This is a genomic window from Prevotella sp. AM23-5 (assembly GCF_003473645.1).
Lineage (GTDB): Bacteria > Bacteroidota > Bacteroidia > Bacteroidales > Bacteroidaceae > Prevotella > Prevotella copri_A.
Map to the genome: position 1 here is coordinate 35,920 of NZ_QUCG01000005.1, position 20,278 is coordinate 56,197.

A 20,278-nucleotide genomic window follows, 5' to 3' on the forward strand; every position below is an offset into this window, starting at 1 on the left:
AGAATAATTTTTCGAAAAAATCTTTGGTATATTCCATATTTATTATTATCTTTGCAGCGCAGTCCCGGTAAGGCCCTCTCCCAGATTATTCGATGCTGGTGATGCCCCCGTTTTTTTTATCTTTGCAAAACAAAAGTTGAATCATTAAAACTAAGGAGGTAAATATGGCAGAATTGAAAGATAGATACATAAGATTTGACTGGGCTATCAAGCGTTTGCTTCGCCAAAAGGCGAACTTTGGTGTGCTTGAGGGCTTCTTGACTGTGTTTCTGAATGAACCTATTAAGATTGTTGATATTCTGGAAAGCGAAGGTAACCAGCAACAGGCTAATGATAAGTTCAACAGGGTAGATATCAAGGCGAAAAACAGCAAGGGAGAAATCATTATCGTCGAGATACAGAACACAAGTGAACTGTATTACCTGGAGCGTGTACTATATGGAGTAGCCAAAGCTATTACAGAGCATATCAATCTGGGAAATACATACAAAGAGGTGAAGAAGGTATATTCCATCAGCATTCTGTACTTTGATCTGGGCAAGGGTTCTGACTATATTTATGTGGGACAGAACAACTTCGTGGGCTTGCATACCCAAGACCATCTGATCATCAGCACCAAGGAGAAAGATACGATAGTGAGGAAATCGCCTTCCGAGATTTTCCCAACTTATATTCTGGTTCGTGTAAACGAATTCAACAAGGTGGCTAAATCACCATTGGAAGAATGGGTTGAATACCTGAAAAATGGAGTCATCTCTCCAGACACCCAGGCACCAGGTCTGCAGGAAGCTCGTGAGAAACTGAAATACTATTCCATGTCGGATGCAGAACGTTATGCATACGATGAGCACATCAATGCCATCATGATTCAAAATGATGTTTTGGGAAATGCCAGATTGGAAGGTATGGAAGAAGGCAGAGCTGAAGGTAGAACTGAAGAGAAAAATAACATTGCCCGCAAAATGCTGGCTAATGGATTGAGCATAGAGCAGATAGCTTTAATTACTGGTTTGACAGAGCAGGAAATTAAAAGACTATAATATAATAAGGTGTATCCCCTAGCCTTTCATCATCGAAGGCTACAGAGGATACACCTTACTTTTTTATCATCTCAGCTGATAAGAAACGATACTATGAACGGATCTTGTAGCCGTGGATGCTGTAATACAAAATGTAGAGGAAGCAAGGGAGACAGAGCCAATATGCCTGCTGAGCACCTACTGCATCCTTCAGACTGCCATAGAGCGTAGGAAGAACAGCTCCACCAAACATCGCCATGATGAGCAATGAAGAACCTGACTTGGTAAACTTACCCAGATCTGCCATTGCCAATGGCCAGAGAGCAGGCCACATCAGAGAACAACCCAATGCCATCAATGAGATGAAATAGATGGAAATCTCGGCTGGAGTAAGAACCACCAGCAAAGCTCCGGCGATTGCCAGGAACGAACAGAGTTTCAAGGCTACCGCCTGACTGATGTACTTAGGAATCAGGATGATACCGCAGATATAACCGATAACAATACCGATAGGAGCAATCCAGGCATAGTTAGCTGCACCAGGCAAACCCAGGGAATTGGCATAATCTACCAATGTACCGAGAGAAACCGTCTCAACACCTACATAAAGGAACAGCGCCAGACAGCCCAAAAGCAAGTGAGTGAACTGGAAGACAGAGGTCTTGGTTGCTGCATAAGCGCAGGCAGCAGATTCCTCCTCCTCTGATTCATCCTCGCCGGCAGCCTTTACCTCTGGTAATGGAGCCAGGAATGCCAGAACACCCAAAGCCAGGAACGCTACGATGATGATCCAAAATGGCTTGGACAAATCCTCGATTCCGATGAGATGAACATCCTTGCCCAGCAGCCATACGATGAACATGGATGGGATTGGCCACGCCAACTTGTTGCAGATACCCATCATACTGATACGCTTGGCTGCACTATCCAAAGGACCCAGAATGGTGATGTAAGGGTTGACGGATGCCTGGAGATAGGCATTGGCAGCACCACTTACAAAAGAAGCAAGCAGGAACAGTGGGAAACTCTTCTCATCGGCAGAAAGGATGAAGAGATAGAATGCTGCTGCGAAGATGACAAACGACAGCGACATCGTCTTCTTATAACCGATAGCCTTGATGGTGAGTCCGGCAGGATAACCGAAAATTAGGAACGGAATGAAGGTGGCTGCGATGATGAGATAAGAGGCAGCATTGGAAATACCCAGCGAGCCCTGCAATACAGGCACCAGCAAGGAATTAATACCCAGGGCAAAGCCCAAAGAGAAAAACATGATTCCAATGAACGACAATGGAATCGCAAAACTTTTTGTTGGTTGCATAGACTTATATTTTAGTTAGAATTTTGGGCAAAGGTACAACTTTTCTCAATATTCTCCAAAGTTTTATGAAAAAAGTTTTTAAATTTCTTGGTTTTATTGCCTTTTCTATCTAACTTTGCACGTATGATGAAAAGATTATTAGTTTTCTTAATGATGTTCTGTGCCCTATCAACTTATTCTCTGGCACAGAACTGGGTAGGCACCTGGGCCACAGCTCCGCAAACTGTAGTCAAATCATTTATGCCCTATAACAATTGCATGACTAACCGTTCGGTACGCCAGGTGGTAAAGGTTAGCATAGGAGGCGACGTGATCCGCCTCAAGTTGAGCAACATCTATTCGATGCAACCCGTAGAGATCCGATCTATCTACATCGCTCATGCCAAGGATTCCTCCGACATCGATGCCAAGACGGCGCAATACTTCAAGTTCGGCAACAGCTACAAGACCGTCATCCCTGCCGGCAAGCAGATTGTGAGCGATGCCCTGAAGTTCAAACTCAGGAATCTGGAGCGTGTAGCCATCACCATCAACTACACCTCGGCTCCCGAAATTCCGACCGTACACATGGGTTCGCGCACCACCTCCTATATCATGAAGGGAGTAACCAATGCCCACTCCAACTTTGAAAAGGCATTCCGGGAGAACCACTGGTACAACATCAGCGGCATCGATGTCTATACGATGAGCAACAACATGAGTGCCATCGCCATCATCGGAAACTCCATCACCGACGGAAAATGCTCTACCGACAATGCCCAGAACCGATGGCCCGACGTGATGTCGGAGATGCTGCAGCTGAAGCATAAGATAACCAATCAGGGTGTGCTGAACCTGGGCATCGGCAACAACCGCGTAACCGTACCGGGCGGATTCGGAGCCCTTGCCAAGGAACGTTTCGACAGAGACATCCTGATGCAGAGCGGCGTGAAGAAGGTGGTGATCTTCGAGGGAGTCAACGACATCGGTGCAGCCAGGAGCGGCAGCAGCGAAACCGTAGCCCGGCAGATCATCGAGAGCATCCAGGGAATGATGAAGAAGGCGAAAGCCCGGAAGATGAAAGTTTATCTGGGAACCATCACTCCCTTCAAGGGCGCAGGATATTATACCCACTTCCACGAGGCTGCCCGCCTCTATGTAAACGACTGGATCCGCAGTCAGGCGAAGGACGTGGATGGCATTCTGGATTTCGCCAAGCTGCTTCAAGATCCGAATGATGACAGAAGAATGAAGCGGGAATACGCCAGCAACGACTGGCTCCATCCTAACCCAACAGGCTATAAGGCGATGGGAATCTATGCAGCAGACATTATAAAATAGCCGATATAAAAAACAGCAAAAGCCGCCCGTATAAACAGGCGGCTTTTACAATATATAATATAGGTGTATTACTTCAAGACAATCTTGCAATCATCCAGGCTCTCTACGGTTGCGAGCGCCTCATAACGGATACCCTCCTTGCGTAGGAAGTCGCCACCATGCTGGAAAGCCTTCTCGATGATGAAGCCCATCGCCTCGATCTTGGCACCAGCCTTCTCGCAGAGATCCATCACACCCTTGGATGCGTTACCATTGGCGAGGAAGTCATCGATGAAAATCACATGATCCTCAGGAGTCAGGTAGCTGTTGCTCACGCAAACCGTATAGTCACGATCCTTGGTAAAAGAGTGAACCACCGAGGTAATCATACCCTCCATCGTCTTAGGCTGCTTTTTCTTGACGAAGACAACAGGAAGATTGGTCAGGTAACCCACCATGATGGCTGGAGCGATGCCCGAAGCCTCGATAGTAACAATCTTGTTGTACTTGATGTCCTTGAAAAGGCGCACGAATTCCTTAGCCAGGTCCATCATCAGGATTGGGTCCATCTGATGATTTACGAAGCTATCTACTTTTAAGATTCCACCAGGAAAGCAGCGGCCCTCCTGCATAATTCTTTCTTTCAGTAAATCCATTATGACTTGAACTTTTTGGTTATTGGGTGCAAAATTACTACTTTTTTCGCAAACAAGAAAGTTTATCACCCAATAATTTTGTTTTGTCTGCAATTTACCGTAATTTTGCAGCAAAATAACTGGGAGTGAAAGAAGTTAAGGACTTACCCCCAATAAAAATTATAAGATTATGAATTCATATATCAAACAATTCACCGACCTGATGTCGGGCAAGAAAATCATGTATGTGCACGGTTTCCTCTCTTCTGCACAGAGCGGTACCGTGAAGATGTTGCAGGAACTGATGCCGAATGCTACCCTCGTGGCTGAAGACATCCCGGTTCATCCGGAAGAAGCCCTAGAGATGCTGCAGAAGATGGCAGAGACAGAGCAACCCGACCTCATCATCGGTACTTCGATGGGCGGAATGTACACCGAGCTGCTGAAAGGATTCGACCGCATCCTCGTAAACCCAGCCTTCGAGATGGGAAACACGATGAGCAGCATGACCGGCAAGCAGGAATTCCAGAACCCGAGAAAGGATGGAGTGAACGAGCTGATGGTTACCAAAGGTCTCATCAAGGAATACCGCGACTTCACCGAGCGATGCTTCCAGGATATCACTCCCAAGGAACAGGAGCGTGTATATGGTCTCTTCGGCGATGAAGACCCGTTAGTCCACACCTTCGACCTCTTCCATGAGCACTATCCACAAGCCATCCACTTCCATGGCGAGCACCGACTCATCGACAAGGTGGCATTCCACTATCTCTGTCCGGTAATCCGATGGATAGATGACAAGCAGAACGGCAAGGAGCGCCCTATCGTATATATAGACTTCGATGCCCTGCACGACAGTTACATGAAGGCAACCAGTTCGATGCACAAGGCTTACGAGATGCTGATAGAGCATTACAACGTATATATCGTAGCCCCAGCGCCAACCAACGACCATGAATATATGGCGAAGGTGCAGACCTGGGTAGAGGAATATCTCTCTACCCCAGCCTACAACCACATCATCTTCTGCAATCAGAAGAACCTGCTCTACGGCGATTACTTCATCGACCCTCGCCCATGCGATGGTTTCATGGGTACAACCATAGAATATGGCAGCGATGAATTCAAGACCTTCGAGGAAATCATCACCTTCTTCGAAAGACTGGGTGGACAGTAATCTTATGCCTTATCCAGATTCTTTGGCAATACGAGGTTCAGAATCACGGCGAGCAGGAAGACTACAGCTACGCAGTTATCTGCGAAAACGGTACGCACAATCTCTGGGAAGATATTGAACATACCTGTTGCTGATGTAAAGCCGAGACCCACGCTGAGTGAAAGACTCACGATGACCATGTTGCGCTGAGAGAAACCCGTGCGAGCCATCATACCGAAACCGGCAAAGAGGATGCTACCAAACATCATAATGGTACAGCCTCCCAATACTGCCTGAGGAATGGTGGTGAGCACATATCCGATAGCCGGGAACACACCACCGATAATCATGATGATGGCACCCAAGGCAATGGTAAAGCGGTTTACAACTCCCGACATGGCTGCCAAACCTACATTCTGGCTGAACGAAGTGATAGGAGTACATCCGAAGAGACCCGATACGGTGCTGACAAAACCATCACAGCATACGGCTGCACCCATCTCCTTGGTATTAGGATCGCGCTTCAAGGCACTGTTGCAGAGCGCAGAAGTATCACCGATGGTCTCTGTGGCAGAAACCAGATAAACAGCTACCACCGAGAGGATGGCACCGATATTAAACTCCGGAGTAAATGGAAGGAGCTTTGGCAAGGCAATGATAGAAAGGCCGGTAAGTCCGCTAAAATCTATCATTCCCATAAAGAGAGCCAAGACATAACCTACCAGCAGTCCAACCAATACCGACAGAGAGCGGAGGAATCCCTTGGCAAAAATCTGGCAGAGGAGACATGCGAGCAAGGTTACTGAACCCACAACCCAATTGTTCATGCTACCGAAGTCGGCAGCACCCTGACCACCGGCAAAAGAGTTGGCGCCTACAGGAAGCAGCGAGAAACCGATGGCTGTTACCACGGTAGCGGCTACTACAGGCGGAATGAGCTTGATCCAGTACTTGGCAAAGAGACCGAGTGTACCTTCTACCAAACCGCCGATGATGACTGCACCAATCAGCGTACCCATGCCATGAGCACCAGCAATGGCGATGGCAAGCGAAAGGAAGGTGAAGGAGATACCCATCACGATAGGCAGACGGGAACCGATGCGCCATACCGGATAGAGCTGTACCAGAGTACCGATACCGGCGATAACCATACAGTTCTGGATGAGCACAGCGCTCACCGAACTATCCAATCCTACTGCACCAGCAAGAATCATAATTGGAGCAATGTTGCTGACAAACATCGCCAACACATGTTGAAGACCAAATGGGAGTGCTTTACCGACGGGCACTCTACCGTCAAGCTTGTAGAGATTTTCTATTGACTGTTCCATTGTCGTTATAATAATTAGAGAATTTCCATATAATCAGAGAATTCAGGGTTTTTCTGAATTTGGCGGCAAAATTACAAAGAAAATCCGAGAAATCGGTTCTTTTAGTAGAATAATTCGTTGAACAATAAAAAAACGGAGTGTTAATACTCCGTTTTTTCTGTATTTTCCTCCCACATGCGGAAAGCACCCAGCGCCTCATCGCGCATCAGGGCAATCATCGGCTTATGGCGGTCTTCTATCTTGCGGTCTATCTCCTCGTAGATAAACTCATCATCGAAACCTATCTTGGCTGCATCCTTTCTGTCGTTGGCATAATAGATACGGTCGAGATGTGCCCAGTAGATAGCACCCAGACACATCGGGCATGGCTCGCAGGAGGTATAAATCTCGCAGCCCTCCAGATTGAAGGTCTTCAGCTTGAAACAAGCCTGGCGCACACAGTTCACCTCGGCATGTGCCGTAGGATCGAGGTCGATGGTTACGCTGTTGGAAGCCTCAGCGATGATGATTCCGTCCTTGGCGATAACGGCACCGAAAGGTCCGCCACCGGTCTTCACACTATTCTTTGAGAGCTCAATGGCTCTATGCATCAATTCTTCTTTTGTCATTCGTTTAATATTTTAGATTAATAATATCCCATCTTTATCATTTGGGGGCTACAAATTTACAAAAAAGAATTGATACGGCAAGCATTTCTTACCTATATTTTAGAAAAAGTCTGCGGCTTTTTTCTTTTATCTCTATTTTCTTGCTTTTATCTATAAATTGATGTATCTTTGTACCTACATTTCAAGAATTAGCAATATCTCATGAATCAGAACAATATCAGCGCCGCAGAACTTTTCCAAAGGGTAAGGGAACTCCTGATGCTCCCAGAACTGGAACCGCAGACTCGCAACAAGATGATGCACGACACGCTCATCCTCTGCTGCCACGAAGGAGTGAAGGATACGAAACAGGCTTTCGGTAACCTTTTCTCGCAGGTGGACTATCTCTGCAAGGCACGCGGCATCAAGGTGGCAGACAAGATTGCCATCCAGACCATGCGCCGACACAGCAACTCGCAGGAACCGCTTTCGGGAGAAGACCTGAAATACGATGCACGTGCCCTCGCCCTCTTCATCTCAGCAGTCTTCGGAGTGGATGTTCCCCACGAACTCAACGTGCTCATTCCGCATACTCCCCGACCTTATCAGAAGGGACTGGAAATCAACAACCGCCGTATCCGATGCATCGTGAAGAACTGGGACGGAGATTTCATCCGTGTGGACATCGACCAGGATGCCGATGAGGAGGAATATCTCGTGCAGTTGAAGGATGAGGAGAATCATATCGACCATACCTATCTCTGGGATATCCTGAAGGAAGGGATGCAGCTCAACCTGCTCGACTGTCAGGTGAAGCAGCCCATCATCACTCCCCGCCTCATCGTGGTGGAACCGGATTATCTGGTAGATATCAGTAGCATCGCCACCTGTTTTACGGCTTTCGGTCATCATCCCCTGCTCTATCTTCTCAACCTGATGAAGCCCAGAGCCAACACCCAGGCTACCCTGCTCGGTAACTTTGCCGGAGCTGCGCTGGATGACATCATCAACAGCCACGGCAAATACCAGATGAACGAGACGGTGAAGACAAACTTCCGGGAGAAAGCCCTGGAATTCTGCACCTGTCCCTGGTTTGACCCCAAGAAGTTCTATACCGATGCCAGCCTGCAGGCTTTCAATCTGCAGCAGGTAGTGGATATCCTCTTTCCCCGCACCGCATCTCAGGCACAGATGACGGCTTTACGTGGCGAAAGTCTTTACGACCGGAAGAAAGCTATCCTGGAACCTTCGTTCGTCTGCGAAGCCCTCGGCATTCAGGGACGTGTGGATCTGATGACCACCGACTGCAAACTGCTGGTGGAACAGAAATCAGGACGCAACATGAATATCGAAAACCATCAGGTGGATCCGGCTTATCACAGTTATCAGCTGGAGCCTCACTATGTGCAACTCCTGCTCTACTATGGTGTATTGCAGCACAACTTCAAGTTGAGCAACGACCGCGTGAACATCCGATTGCTCTACTCCAAATACCGTCCACAGGACGGACTGATGGTGGTAGCCTACTACCAGAAGCTCTTCAAGGAAGCCATCCAATACCGCAACCAGTTGGTAGCCGCCTCCTTCGAGATAGCCAAGGAGGGTTTCGAACATGCGCTGAACGAGTTTACCCCCGAGGTATTGAATGTGGCAGGCACTCAGGACTTCTTCTACAACAAGTATCTGAAACCGCAGATAGAAGCCATCACCAAGCCGCTCCATACCCTATCGTCCCTGGAGGAAGCCTACTTCTGTCGCATGATGACCTTCGTATTACGGGAACAGATGATCAGCAAGGTGGGTGCACAGGAAGGAACGAACACATCGAGCAGCGACCTCTGGACTATGCCACTCACCGAGAAGAAGGATGCCGGCAATATCTATACCGACCTGCACATCATCCGAAAGGAACAGAGCTGCGCCGGAAGCGGATATGATACCATCACCCTGAGCGTACCCGACCAGGGCAAGGACTTCCTGCCCAACTTCCGCATCGGCGATATGGTGTATCTCTATACCTACAAGCTCAAGGAAGAACCGGATGTGAGAAAGGCTATATTATATAAAGGTGTACTGCAGGAGATTCACAGCGATGAAATCGTGGTTCACCTGACCGATGGACAGCAGAACGCCGACATCTTTGAGACGAACCTGCCGTATGCCATCGAACACGGAACGAGTGATGCCTCTACGGGGGGAAGCATCCGCAACCTGCACCAGTTTATCTGTGCACCAAAGGACAAACGCGACCTTCTTCTGGGCCAGCGTGTTCCAGAGAGAGACACTTCGCAGGAATTGACCAGACACTATGACGATGTATTGGACGACATCATTCTCCGTGCCAAGCAGGCACAGGATTATTTCCTGCTCGTGGGACCTCCTGGAACAGGAAAGACCAGTCGTGCCCTGAAGTTCATGGTGGAAGAAGCACTGAATGACGGAACTGGAATGCCTACAGCAGAAAGCATCGCCGCCGGAGGCAAGTCGGCTTTTCAGCCTGCGTCCTCTATCCTGCTGATGAGCTATACCAACCGTGCCGTGGATGAAATCTGCGAGATGCTGGTAGATTCCGGCATTCCATTTCTGCGCCTCGGCAGCGAGTATTCCTGCGATGAGCGATTCCGCCCTTATCTGATAGAGAAGGCTATCAGCGACTGTCCGAAGCTGGAAGCCATCAAGCAATATATAATAGGTACGCGCGTGATTGTGGGCACCACTTCGATGATGACCTCCAAGCCCTTCATCTTTACGCTGAAGCACTTCAAGCTTGCCATCATCGATGAGTCGAGCCAGATACTGGAGCCTAATCTCATCGGTCTGCTATCGGCTGTAGATAAGTTCATCCTCATCGGCGACTACAAGCAGTTGCCTGCCGTCGTGCAGCAGAGCGAGAAGGATTCGGGCATCCCTACCATCAACGACAGTCAGAAAGGGGGTGTCATCGATATGAGTATCCTGCAGGACATCTGCCTCACCAACTGCCGCAACTCCCTCTTCGAGCGCCTGATCAGATGGGAAGACCACGAGGAGCGCACCGAATTCATCGGCATCCTGCGCCGACAGGGACGGATGCATCCGGAGATTGCCGAGTTTCCGAACCGGATGTTCTACCGCCGGGAGAAGCTGGAACCCGTACCTTGTCCGCATCAGTTGGAGCCGGAACTGTCGTACACCCTCCCATCAGAAGATCCACTCGACGACCTGCTGAAAGAGCACCGCATGATCTTCCTCCCTTCCAGGTTCTGCAAGGAGCCGAATGTATCGGACAAGATTAATGCCAACGAGGCAGAAATCGTAGTGGATATGCTTCGTCGCATCCACCGTTTCTACGGCGACAGGTTTGATGCCCAGAAGACGGTGGGCGTCATCGTACCCTATCGCAACCAGATAGCCATGGTGCGCAAAGGCATCGAAAAGCTGGGCATTCCGGAACTGGAAAAGATCAGCATCGACACCGTGGAGCGCTATCAGGGCAGTCAGCGTGATGTCATCATCTACAGTTTCACCATCCAGAACATCTGGCAGCTCGATTTTCTTGCCGGCAACAGCTTTGTGGAAGACGGAGCCATCATCGACCGCAAGCTGAATGTCGCCATTACCCGAGCCCGGAAACAGATGATTATGACGGGCAATGCAGAGATATTGCGCAATAATCAGATTTTTAGCCAATTAATGGACTATGTGAAAGAAAAAGGAGGATATTTTCAAAATTTCACCGAAAAAGTTTGGTGATTCAGAAATAAAGTCCTATCTTTGCAATCGGATTATAAACAAAAGGATAAACAAGAGACACAATAAGATATAGGATTCCGGTGCTCAACAGGCACTGGAATTCTTTATTTTTTATGCCTCCTGCCAACTTAATTAATAACAATAAACAAAAAGAAAATTATGGCTTACATGTCACAAGAAGGCTACGACAATCTCGTAGCTGAGCTGAAACAGCTCGTAACTGTAGAGCGCCCTAAGGCATCAGCCGCAATTGCTGAAGCCCGCGATAAGGGTGATTTAAGTGAGAACTCTGAGTATGATGCCGCTAAAGAGGCTCAGGCTCATCTAGAAGATAAGATCAATCGTCTGAAGCTCACCATTGCCGAGGCTAAAATCATCGACACCAAGCAGCTCAGCACCGACAGCGTGCAGATCATGTCGAAGGTAGAGATGACCAACATGGCTAACAAGGCAAAGATGACCTATACCATCGTGAGCGAGAGCGAGGCTAACCTGAAGGAAGGCAAGATTTCCATCAAGACCCCTATCGCACAGGGATTGCTCAACAAGAAGGTTGGTGAAATTGCAGAGATTAAGATTCCTCGCGGAACCATCAATCTTCGCATCGACAAGATTTCATTTGAATAAAAAGAATAAAGGAACTATCATACGGACAGTGATGCCCGTATGACGGTTCCTTTTTATGTTATATGTAAGCCCATCAAGATATATTATTCATTTTAAACAGAAATAGAGATTATGGCAAGCATTTTTTCAAAGATTGCAGCAGGAGAGATTCCTAGCTACAAGTGTGCAGAAAGCGACAAGTTCTATGCTTTCCTCGACATTAGCCCTATCGGCAAAGGTCATACTTTGGTGATTCCTCGCAAGGAAGTGGACTACATCTTCGATATGGAGGATGCAGACCTGGCTGAGTTTGAAGTATTCGCCAAGAAAGTAGCCAAGGCTATCAAGGCAGCCTTCCCATGCAAGAAGGTGGCTCAGGTGGTTTTGGGACTGGAAGTTCCTCACGCTCACATCCATCTCATTCCTATGAACAGTGAGGCGGACGTGAACTTCCGCAAGGAGCACCTCAAGCTCTCTGAAGAGGAGTTCAAGGAAATCGCCAACAAGATTTATACAGAATTCCAGAAGTTATAAGCAATAAAAAAAGAGCAGCGAAGATTCGCTGCTCTTTTTCTATCCTATACATATTCATCGCCCTTCTTCATCTGTATCTCATTCACATACTTGCGAATAAGGGCAGAAGAATCTTCCTTCTTGCATACCAGGAGCACATTGTCTTTCTCGGCAACGATAAAGCCATCAAGACCATTGAGTACGGCAAGCTTGCCCTTCGGCATCTTCACCACCGTATTATGGCAATCCTCGATGAAGACGTCGCTGTCTATCACCACATTGTCATCCTCGCTCTTCTGCATCGCCTCATAGATACTGTGCCAGGTACCCAGGTCGGCCCATCCGAAGTCGCATTTCATCATGCAGGCATTGGATGGCTTGTCCAATACGCCAAAATCTACCGAGATATTAGGGTAAGAAGAGAAGGTCTCCTTCATATAGGCATTCTCCGTTTCTATGCTGAACTCCGGATATTTCTTGTCATACTCACGAAGCACAGGAGGCAGAATCTTGCAGAAGCACTCACGAAGATGCTTGACATTGCTCAGGAAGATACCTGTATTCCAATAGAACTCGCCACTCTCAACAAAGATCTTGGCGAAATCACGCTCAGGTTTCTCCGTAAACGACTGTACGGCATAGATATCCTCTTCTACCACATCGCCCATCTGGATATAACCATAACCCGGTTCTGGACGGGTAGGCTTGACAGCCATCGTCAGGAAACGGTCGTTAGCTGCAACAAATGCCAAGCCCTCCAATACATTCTTGCGGAAAGCCTCTTCATTGAAGATGGCCTGATCGGAAGGAGTATTGATGATGCACGCATCAGGGTTCAGCATGGAGATGCGATGGTTAGCCCAAGCCATACTTGGAGCCGTATTGCGATGAATAGGCTCAGCCATTATGCGGTCGGCAGGTACCTCTGGCAACTGCTCTTTCACCAAATCTACATATTCCTCGTTGGTATTGATATAAATATGGTCGGCAGGTACTATCTTTGCCATGCGATCGAATGTCTGCTGCAATTGGGTACGTCCGACTCCAAAGAAGTCAATGAACTGTTTTGGATGACTGCTCCGACTGCATGGCCAAAGTCTTCGACCTTTTCCACCTGCGAGAATCACACAATAATTATTATTATCATTAAGTGTCATATTATAGTTCATTTTTTATAAGTTACTAAATTCAAGTGTAAAATTACTCATTATCTGCGAGAAAGCCAAATCTTTTCTAAGAATTTAATAAAGAATAGGAGAAATAAAACACATTTTTAGCTTTTTTCGCCCTTGGAATTGTTTTTTCAGAAAAAAAATCACCAAAAAGTTTGCTATTTCAATTTTTATTTGTACCTTTGCACCCGCAATCGCCCAGATGGCGGAATCGGTAGACGCGCTGGTCTCAAACACCAGTGGGGCAACCCATCCCGGTTCGATCCCGGGTCTGGGTACAAGGAGCTGCAAGTTTTTACTTGCGGCTCTTTCCTTTGCAAACACCATCGCCCAGATGGCGGAATCGGTAGACGCGCTGGTCTCAAACACCAGTGGGGCAACCCATCCCGGTTCGATCCCGGGTCTGGGTACAAGGAGCTGCAAGTTTTTACTTGCGGCTCTTTTTTTTTGCCTGATTAGGAAAAGGGCATCACCCTCGACTTCTAATCAAAAGCCGCTCAACAGGCAAATCTGTTGAGCGGCTTTTTTATATGGAAATCATAGCACTGCAGCTATGATACCTAGTCTTTAAAATCGAGTGAGAGTTCACCTGTGCCTAGAAGATTGTAGCTCTTGCGATGATAAGGCGTAATGCCAAACTCCCTGATGGCAGCACGATGCTTCTTGGTAGGATAACCCTTGTTACCCTTCCAGTCGTACTGTGGATATTCCTCTGCAAGCTCATCCATATAGTCATCACGATAAGTCTTGGCAAGAATGCTTGCCGCAGCTATCGAGAGATACTTTCCATCTCCTTTTACAATCGTGGTATAAGGCAGGTCCTTGTAAGGCTTGAAACGATTACCATCCACAATCACAGCCTCAGGACGTACCTTCAGCTGGTCCAAGGCACGATGCATCGCCAGGAAACTCGCATTCAGAATATTGATCTGATCGATTTCTTCGGGAGTAACAATGCCCACAGCCCAAGCCACAGCATCACGCTCTATCTGTTCACGGAGCGCCTTGCGTTTCTTGTCGGTCAGTTTTTTGCTGTCATTGAGGTCTGGGTTCTGATAATCGGGAGGAAGAATCACTGCTGCCGCATAGACGCTACCAGCCAGACAACCTCTGCCCGCCTCATCGCAGCCCGCCTCAATCATATCCTTATAATAATGACTTTCTAACATATTCCTATCTACTTAAGAAGATATATTGGAGTTAAGAAGATGAACGGAGCATTGTCCTGCCTAGAACATCTGTGAAACGCGTTTTACGCCTGCTATGAGCGCATCAACCTCTTCCTTGGTGTTGTACAAGGCGAAGCTTGCACGAACGGTTCCCAGAATGCCATAGCGGTCCATCAAAGGCTGTGCACAGTGATGGCCTGTACGAACGGCGATGCCAAGGCGGTCGAGCAAGGTTCCCATATCCATATGATGAATATCACCAACCAAGAAGCTGACAACGGCATCTTTGCCTTCCTGCTCACCAAAAAGTCTGATTCCATCGATGGTCCGCATCTGCTCCATACAGTAGCGGGTGAGTTCCTGCTCGTGCTTGGCAATGTTATCCATACCGAGTGCTGAGACATAATCAATGGCTTTAGCCAGACCGTGGGTAGCTACATAATCCGGAGTACCAGCCTCGAACTTGAAAGGCAACTTCTCGAAAGTAGTCTTCTCGAAGCTCACACTCTCAATCATTTCGCCACCTCCCTGATATGGAGGCAACTTCTCGAGCCACTCTTCCTTGCCGTAAAGTACGCCGATACCGGTAGGACCATAAATCTTATGACCGCTGAAAGCGAAGAAATCGCAATCCATATCCTGCACATCCACTGCGAAATGAGGAGTACTCTGAGCTCCATCTACCATCACAGGCACACCGTGCTCATGGGCAATCTTAATCATCTCCTTCACCGGATTCACCGTACCGAGCACGTTGCTCACCTGGGCAATGCTCACGATTTTGGTACGTTCGGTAAATAAATTGGCGAATTCATCGAGGTTAATCTCACCTTTATCGTTGATTGGGATTACACGGATGGCAATTCCCTTCTTGGCAGCCTGCAACTGCCAAGGCACGATATTGGAGTGATGCTCCATGGTAGAGATAATCACCTCATCGCCCTCGCTCATAAAGGCATCGCTGAACGATGAAACCACGAGATTCAGACTCTCGGTAGTACCGCGGGTAAAGATGACTTCCTCAACCTTAGGCGCATTGATAAACTTGCGCACGGTTTCGCGGGCAGCCTCATGAAGGTCGGTAGCCTGCTGAGAGAGATAGTGAACGCCACGATGCACATTGGCATTTACGTTGAGATACTCGTCGCGCATGGCATCAAGCACACACAATGGCTTCTGCGTGGTTGCCGCATTATCCAGATACACCAATGGCTTATCATATACCGTTCTCGATAAAATCGGGAAATCTGCTCTTACTTGATTGATATCATACATATTTTTAAGAACTTAACTCCTTTAAAAGGATATTATCTACTTGCAAAGCTTGCAGCCCTCACACTTATTGAGTTCACCACGGAATCGCTTCTCTACGAGATGATGTAGGCGATCGCGCAATGGCTCCAGCTCCATCTTGTCGATGACTTCGTTGATAAATGCAAACTGAAGGAGCAACTTAGCCTCCTCACGGCTCACACCACGCTGCTGCATATAGAACAATGCCGCATCGTTGAGCTGACCTACAGTACTACCGTGTGCACACTTCACATCGTCGGCATAAATCTCCAGCATCGGCTGGGTGAACATGCGGGCAGTCTTCGTAGCACAGAGGTTCTGGTTAGTTTCCTGCGAAGTGGTCTTCTGGGCACCATGACGAACCAGCACTCTGCCGGCAAAAGCGCCACGTGCCTCACCATCGAGTACATACTTATAAAGTTCGTTGCTGGTACAATGACCCACCTGATGATCGATAAGCGTATTGTTGTCAACCACCTGGTTCTTGTCGGCAATCACACAACCATTACAGAAGCACTCGGCTCCCTCGCCCTTGAATACGAGGTCGAGGCGGTTGCGGGTGATACCGTTATGAAGGGTGATGACGTTATGGTTTACACGGCTGTTAGCCTGCTGCTCAATATAAACGTTGCTGACACGACGGTTCTTGTAATGAGTCTCCTCCAGACAATAGAGGTCGAGACTGGCATTCTCGCCTACATAAGCCTCGATTACCTGGGTAGCGAGGAAGTTCTTATCATCGGCTGCATGATCGCAGAAGAGGAACTTAGCCTCAGCACCCTGTTCCATCACGATGAGCACACGACGATTCACCATCAGGTCAACCTCCGAACGGAGAATATTGATGACCTGAATGGTACGCTCCACCTTCACGTTCTTTGGTACGTAGATAAGCAAGCCATCCTGTGCCAGGAATGTATTCAATGCCGTGATGCCATCTTCATCGGTTTTGGCAATCTTAGCGTAGTATTTCTCAATGAATTCAGGGTTTTCTGCAGCAATCTTGTTCAAAGAGTCCACGATAACACCCTCTGGCAACTCTACCTTTGGCAATGCCTTGCTATAGAAAGCATCGTTCACCACGAAGTAGAGCGAAGTACTCAGGTTAGGCACATCGCAACGGAAAGCCTCGTATGGATCTACAGGGATTTCCAGGCGATTCAAGTTCAAGCCATAGTCTGGCTCGAAGATGGCGCTCATATCTGTGTACTTGTATCTTTCTACCTTACGGGAAGGAAAGCCCAGGCGACGGAAGTCCTCGAATGCTGCATCGCGCACCGCATTGAGCACCTCAGCACTGTTCTTCTTGATCATTCTCGAAGAAGACTGATACAAGTCTAAATATTGTTTTTCTGAAAGCATAGCCATCCTCCTAATTATTTCTCATCTACTTCAGCCTTGATCCAGTCGTAGCCACGAGCCTCAATCTCCTTGGCAAGTTCAGGACCGGCAGTCTTCACGATTCTACCCTTATAGAGAACGTGAACCACACTTGGCTTAATCATATCGAGCAGACGCTCATAGTGAGTAATGACGATGGCAGAAGTCTTGTCGGTATGCATCTTGTTTACACCGTCAGCCACGATACGCATCGCATCCACGTCGAGACCAGAGTCGGTTTCATCGAGGATAGAGAGCTTTGGCTCCAACATTGCCATCTGGAAAATCTCGTTGCGCTTCTTCTCACCACCAGAGAAGCCTTCGTTTACAGAACGGCGAGCCAACTTGCTGTCCAGTTCCACCAACTCACGCTTCTCGCGCATCAGCTTCATGAATTCGCTGGTGTTCAATGGTTCCAAACCCTGATACTCACGCTTGGCATTGATAGCCGCACGCATGAAGTTGGTCATGGATACGCCAGGAATCTCTACCGGATACTGGAAAGAGAGGAACAATCCCTCACGGGCACGATCCTCAGGCTTCATATCCAGGAGGTTCTTGCCGTTGAAGATAGCCTCACCCTCGGTTACGGTATAGAGAGGGTTACCTGTGAGCACAGCGCTCAAGGTTGACTTACCGGAACCGTTAGGTCCCATGATAGCATGTATCTCACCATCGTTGATAGTCAGATTGATACCTTTCAATATTTCTTTGCCTGCAATAGTAGCATGCAGATTCTTAACCTCTAACATATTTTATATTTGTGTATCTATAATTATTCAAACAAGCCATCCCACAAACTTCTTCTGTCATTAGCAGTAAAAGTAAATGGAAAATTAATCTTTAAACCTACCGATACTGCATGGCGATGCAGTTGTCCATGATTATACGACGTATTCGAACTTCCTTTTTCCATGTAAGTAGCCCGATAGTGCGAGTCGAAACCAAGACGATAGCTGTATTCTACTTGTACTGCAATATTAGAAAACAAATAGAAATCCGCTCCAACCACAGGTCCTGCACTGAAACGTGGTAATCTTATATTACCATATCCTTCGTATTCATACGTCTTCGTTCCCATTGAACCAGTCGTGATAGAAGCAGACGTAGAGAAAGCTGAATGCTCTGCATCAAAAGCACAAAGCATATCGAGCCCCACATAAGGTTGAACCCACCAATCCGTAGGAGCAACATACCATCTTCCGCCTAACATCAGTTGATTTATGTCATAAGCAGCCTCCCCCTTCAAAAAGGTAACTTCTTCATGCTCATAACCTGCCTTTAAACTAAAATTCGTATTCGGCAAATAATATTCCGCATGAAACTTAGTCAACATTCCTATATTCTGGGTAGAACCGAAATGGTACTTTGGTACTTCCGCACCCGTATGATGTGCATTCTGATAAAAGCCTCCACCAATATGAGCATCTATCGCCCATACTCTTTCGACATCATCATCCTTATACTTAGATCGTTTATAGGTAGTCTGTCCTACAACAGACATACCTGCCATCAGTAAGCATAAAAGCATTATCTTTCTCATAAGACGTCACCTCAAAATTTGTTTCGTAATAGCCAATAGAAACTATCGCTTATCCTACGGTTCCTTCGAGTGAAACACTCAGGAGTTTCTGTGCCTCTACGGCAAACTCCATAGGCAACTTGTTGAGCACATCCTTGGCATAGCCGTTTACGATCAGACCGACAGCCTCTTCGGTAGGAATACCTCGCTGATTGCAATAGAAGAGCTGGTCTTCTGAAATCTTCGAGGTAGTTGCTTCATGTTCGAACACGGCTGTATCGTTATGGGCATCCATATATGGGAAGGTATGCGCTCCACAATCACTGCCCAGCAACAAGGAGTCGCAGGAACTGTAGTTACGGGCATTATCGGCATTGGATGTAGCACGAACCAATCCACGATAGGAATTCTGGCTATGTCCTGCCGAAATACCCTTAGAGATGATGGTACTCTTGGTATTCTTACCCATGTGAATCATCTTGGTACCGGTATCAGCCTCCTGATAGTTGTTGGTAACAGCCACACTGTAGAACTCTGCCACAGAGTTGTCGCCACGCAAGATGCAGGAAGGATACTTCCAGGTAATCGCAGAACCCGTCTCTACCTGAGTCCAGCTCAACTTAGAGTTCACACCACGCAAGTCGCCTCGCTTGGTTACCAGATTCAGCACGCCACCCTTACCATGTTCATCACCAGGATACCAGTTCTGAACGGTAGAGTACTTCACTTCAGCATTGTCCTTGACAATAATCTCTACGATAGCTGCATGGAGCTGGTTCTCATCACGCATTGGCGCTGTACATCCCTCCAGGTAAGAAACGTAGGCATCATCATCGGCGATGATCAATGTACGCTCAAACTGACCGGTGTTACGGGCATTGATGCGGAAGTAACTGCTCAACTCCATCGGACAGCGTACGCCCTTAGGAATATAAACGAATGAGCCATCGCTGAATACGCAACTGTTCAAGGCTGCATAGAAGTTATCACGATAAGGAACCACAGTTCCCAGATACTCTCTTACCAAATCAGGATGCTCCTTCACCGCCTCACCAATACTGCAGAAGATGACGCCCTTCTCACGGAGTTTCTCCTTGAAGGTAGTCTTCACCGACACAGAGTCCATGATGGCATCTACGGCGGTACCGCTCAAAGCCAAGCGCTCCTCCAGAGGAATACCGAGCTTATCGAATGTTTTCTCCAGCTCTGGGTCTATCTCCTTGTTCTTTGGCTTCTTTGCCAAAGGATCGGCATAGTATGAAATCTCCTGGTAGTCAACTGGTGGCACGTGCACGTGTCCCCACTTTGGCTCCTTGAGCGTCTTCCAGTAATTGTAGGCTTTCAGACGAAATTCGAGCATCCAGTCTGGCTCTCCCTTCTTCTGCGAGATCAGGCGCACAACATCCTCGTTGAGACCCTTTTCTATGATTTCAGTATGTACATCGGTGGTAAAGCCATACTCGTATTTCTGGTCTATCACATCCTTGACAACCTGATTCTGTTCTTTCTCTATTTCTGCCATTTTATTTAGAATAACCTTTCG

At 47.6% G+C, this 20,278-nt stretch carries 17 protein-coding genes and 2 tRNA genes; 8 read left to right on the forward strand and 11 right to left on the reverse strand.

Translation table 11 applies throughout. The features are described from left to right. The first annotated feature begins 164 nt into the window (after positions 1-164). Entirely contained in the window at positions 165-1,040 is an 876-nt protein-coding gene (locus DW657_RS02445) for an Rpn family recombination-promoting nuclease/putative transposase (RefSeq protein ID WP_118311289.1), read from the forward strand. Between the two features lie 91 nt (positions 1,041-1,131). On the opposite strand, the gene gluP is transcribed toward DW657_RS02445, so the two are convergent. Continuing rightward, the gene (gene gluP, locus DW657_RS02450) at positions 1,132-2,340 is read right to left on the reverse strand and encodes a glucose/galactose MFS transporter (RefSeq protein ID WP_233522174.1); all 1,209 of its coding nucleotides are present in this window, start codon (positions 2,338-2,340) and stop codon (positions 1,132-1,134) included. 126 nt (positions 2,341-2,466) lie between these two features. Between gluP and DW657_RS02455 the strand changes: the two genes are divergently transcribed. After that, positions 2,467-3,660: a GDSL-type esterase/lipase family protein gene (locus tag DW657_RS02455; protein ID WP_118311302.1), complete on the forward strand. Its 1,194-nt coding sequence runs from the start codon at positions 2,467-2,469 to the stop codon at positions 3,658-3,660. A 68-nt stretch (positions 3,661-3,728) separates the two neighbouring features. Here DW657_RS02455 and xpt read toward each other — a convergent pair whose 3' ends face one another. Continuing rightward, positions 3,729-4,295 (reverse strand): xanthine phosphoribosyltransferase, encoded by a 567-nt coding sequence (xpt, locus tag DW657_RS02460; protein ID WP_117661821.1) that lies wholly within the window; start codon positions 4,293-4,295, stop codon positions 3,729-3,731. A 166-nt stretch (positions 4,296-4,461) separates the two neighbouring features. Between xpt and DW657_RS02465 the strand changes: the two genes are divergently transcribed. Continuing rightward, complete coding sequence (locus tag DW657_RS02465) at positions 4,462-5,451, forward strand: YqiA/YcfP family alpha/beta fold hydrolase (RefSeq protein WP_118311290.1); 990 nt, start codon at positions 4,462-4,464, stop codon at positions 5,449-5,451. A gap of 2 nt (positions 5,452-5,453) precedes the next feature. On the opposite strand, the gene DW657_RS02470 is transcribed toward DW657_RS02465, so the two are convergent. Beyond that, complete coding sequence (locus DW657_RS02470; RefSeq protein WP_118311291.1) at positions 5,454-6,761, reverse strand: nucleobase:cation symporter-2 family protein; 1,308 nt, start codon at positions 6,759-6,761, stop codon at positions 5,454-5,456. A 140-nt stretch (positions 6,762-6,901) separates the two neighbouring features. After that, the gene (locus tag DW657_RS02475; RefSeq protein WP_089544843.1) at positions 6,902-7,369 is read right to left on the reverse strand and encodes a nucleoside deaminase; all 468 of its coding nucleotides are present in this window, start codon (positions 7,367-7,369) and stop codon (positions 6,902-6,904) included. A gap of 201 nt (positions 7,370-7,570) precedes the next feature. Between DW657_RS02475 and DW657_RS02480 the strand changes: the two genes are divergently transcribed. From DW657_RS02480 to DW657_RS02490, 3 genes are all read left to right on the forward strand, one after another. Continuing rightward, positions 7,571-11,080 (forward strand): ATP-binding protein, encoded by a 3,510-nt coding sequence (locus DW657_RS02480; protein WP_118311292.1) that lies wholly within the window; start codon positions 7,571-7,573, stop codon positions 11,078-11,080. Between the two features lie 159 nt (positions 11,081-11,239). Next, positions 11,240-11,707, forward strand: a complete 468-nt coding sequence (greA, locus tag DW657_RS02485; RefSeq protein WP_117661817.1) for a transcription elongation factor GreA — start codon at positions 11,240-11,242, stop codon at positions 11,705-11,707. A gap of 111 nt (positions 11,708-11,818) precedes the next feature. Beyond that, on the forward strand, positions 11,819-12,220 hold the full coding sequence (locus tag DW657_RS02490) for an HIT family protein (RefSeq protein ID WP_089544840.1): 402 nt from the start codon (positions 11,819-11,821) through the stop codon (positions 12,218-12,220). A 44-nt stretch (positions 12,221-12,264) separates the two neighbouring features. Here DW657_RS02490 and DW657_RS02495 read toward each other — a convergent pair whose 3' ends face one another. Next, complete coding sequence (locus tag DW657_RS02495) at positions 12,265-13,356, reverse strand: mannose-1-phosphate guanylyltransferase (RefSeq protein WP_117661848.1); 1,092 nt, start codon at positions 13,354-13,356, stop codon at positions 12,265-12,267. A gap of 211 nt (positions 13,357-13,567) precedes the next feature. Between DW657_RS02495 and DW657_RS02500 the strand changes: the two genes are divergently transcribed. Next, positions 13,568-13,649, forward strand: a tRNA-Leu gene (locus tag DW657_RS02500). Between the two features lie 50 nt (positions 13,650-13,699). Then, a tRNA-Leu gene (locus DW657_RS02505) sits at positions 13,700-13,781 on the forward strand. A gap of 150 nt (positions 13,782-13,931) precedes the next feature. On the opposite strand, the gene DW657_RS02510 is transcribed toward DW657_RS02505, so the two are convergent. The 6 genes from DW657_RS02510 to sufB are packed head-to-tail and all read right to left on the reverse strand — an operon-like array spanning position 13,932 to position 20,257. Next, a complete protein-coding gene (locus tag DW657_RS02510; protein WP_089544839.1) occupies positions 13,932-14,540 on the reverse strand; it encodes a ribonuclease HII in 609 nt (202 codons plus the stop codon). A 60-nt stretch (positions 14,541-14,600) separates the two neighbouring features. After that, positions 14,601-15,815: an aminotransferase class V-fold PLP-dependent enzyme gene (locus DW657_RS02515; protein WP_118311293.1), complete on the reverse strand. Its 1,215-nt coding sequence runs from the start codon at positions 15,813-15,815 to the stop codon at positions 14,601-14,603. Positions 15,816-15,851: 36 nt separating this feature from the next. Then, the gene (sufD, locus tag DW657_RS02520; RefSeq protein ID WP_118311303.1) at positions 15,852-17,195 is read right to left on the reverse strand and encodes a Fe-S cluster assembly protein SufD; all 1,344 of its coding nucleotides are present in this window, start codon (positions 17,193-17,195) and stop codon (positions 15,852-15,854) included. Between the two features lie 14 nt (positions 17,196-17,209). Beyond that, positions 17,210-17,965 (reverse strand): Fe-S cluster assembly ATPase SufC, encoded by a 756-nt coding sequence (sufC, locus tag DW657_RS02525; RefSeq protein WP_022120772.1) that lies wholly within the window; start codon positions 17,963-17,965, stop codon positions 17,210-17,212. A 23-nt stretch (positions 17,966-17,988) separates the two neighbouring features. Continuing rightward, positions 17,989-18,756 (reverse strand): hypothetical protein, encoded by a 768-nt coding sequence (locus DW657_RS02530; protein WP_117661813.1) that lies wholly within the window; start codon positions 18,754-18,756, stop codon positions 17,989-17,991. 49 nt (positions 18,757-18,805) lie between these two features. After that, on the reverse strand, positions 18,806-20,257 hold the full coding sequence (gene sufB, locus DW657_RS02535) for a Fe-S cluster assembly protein SufB (protein ID WP_117661812.1): 1,452 nt from the start codon (positions 20,255-20,257) through the stop codon (positions 18,806-18,808). Between the last annotated feature and the right edge of the window lie 21 nt (positions 20,258-20,278).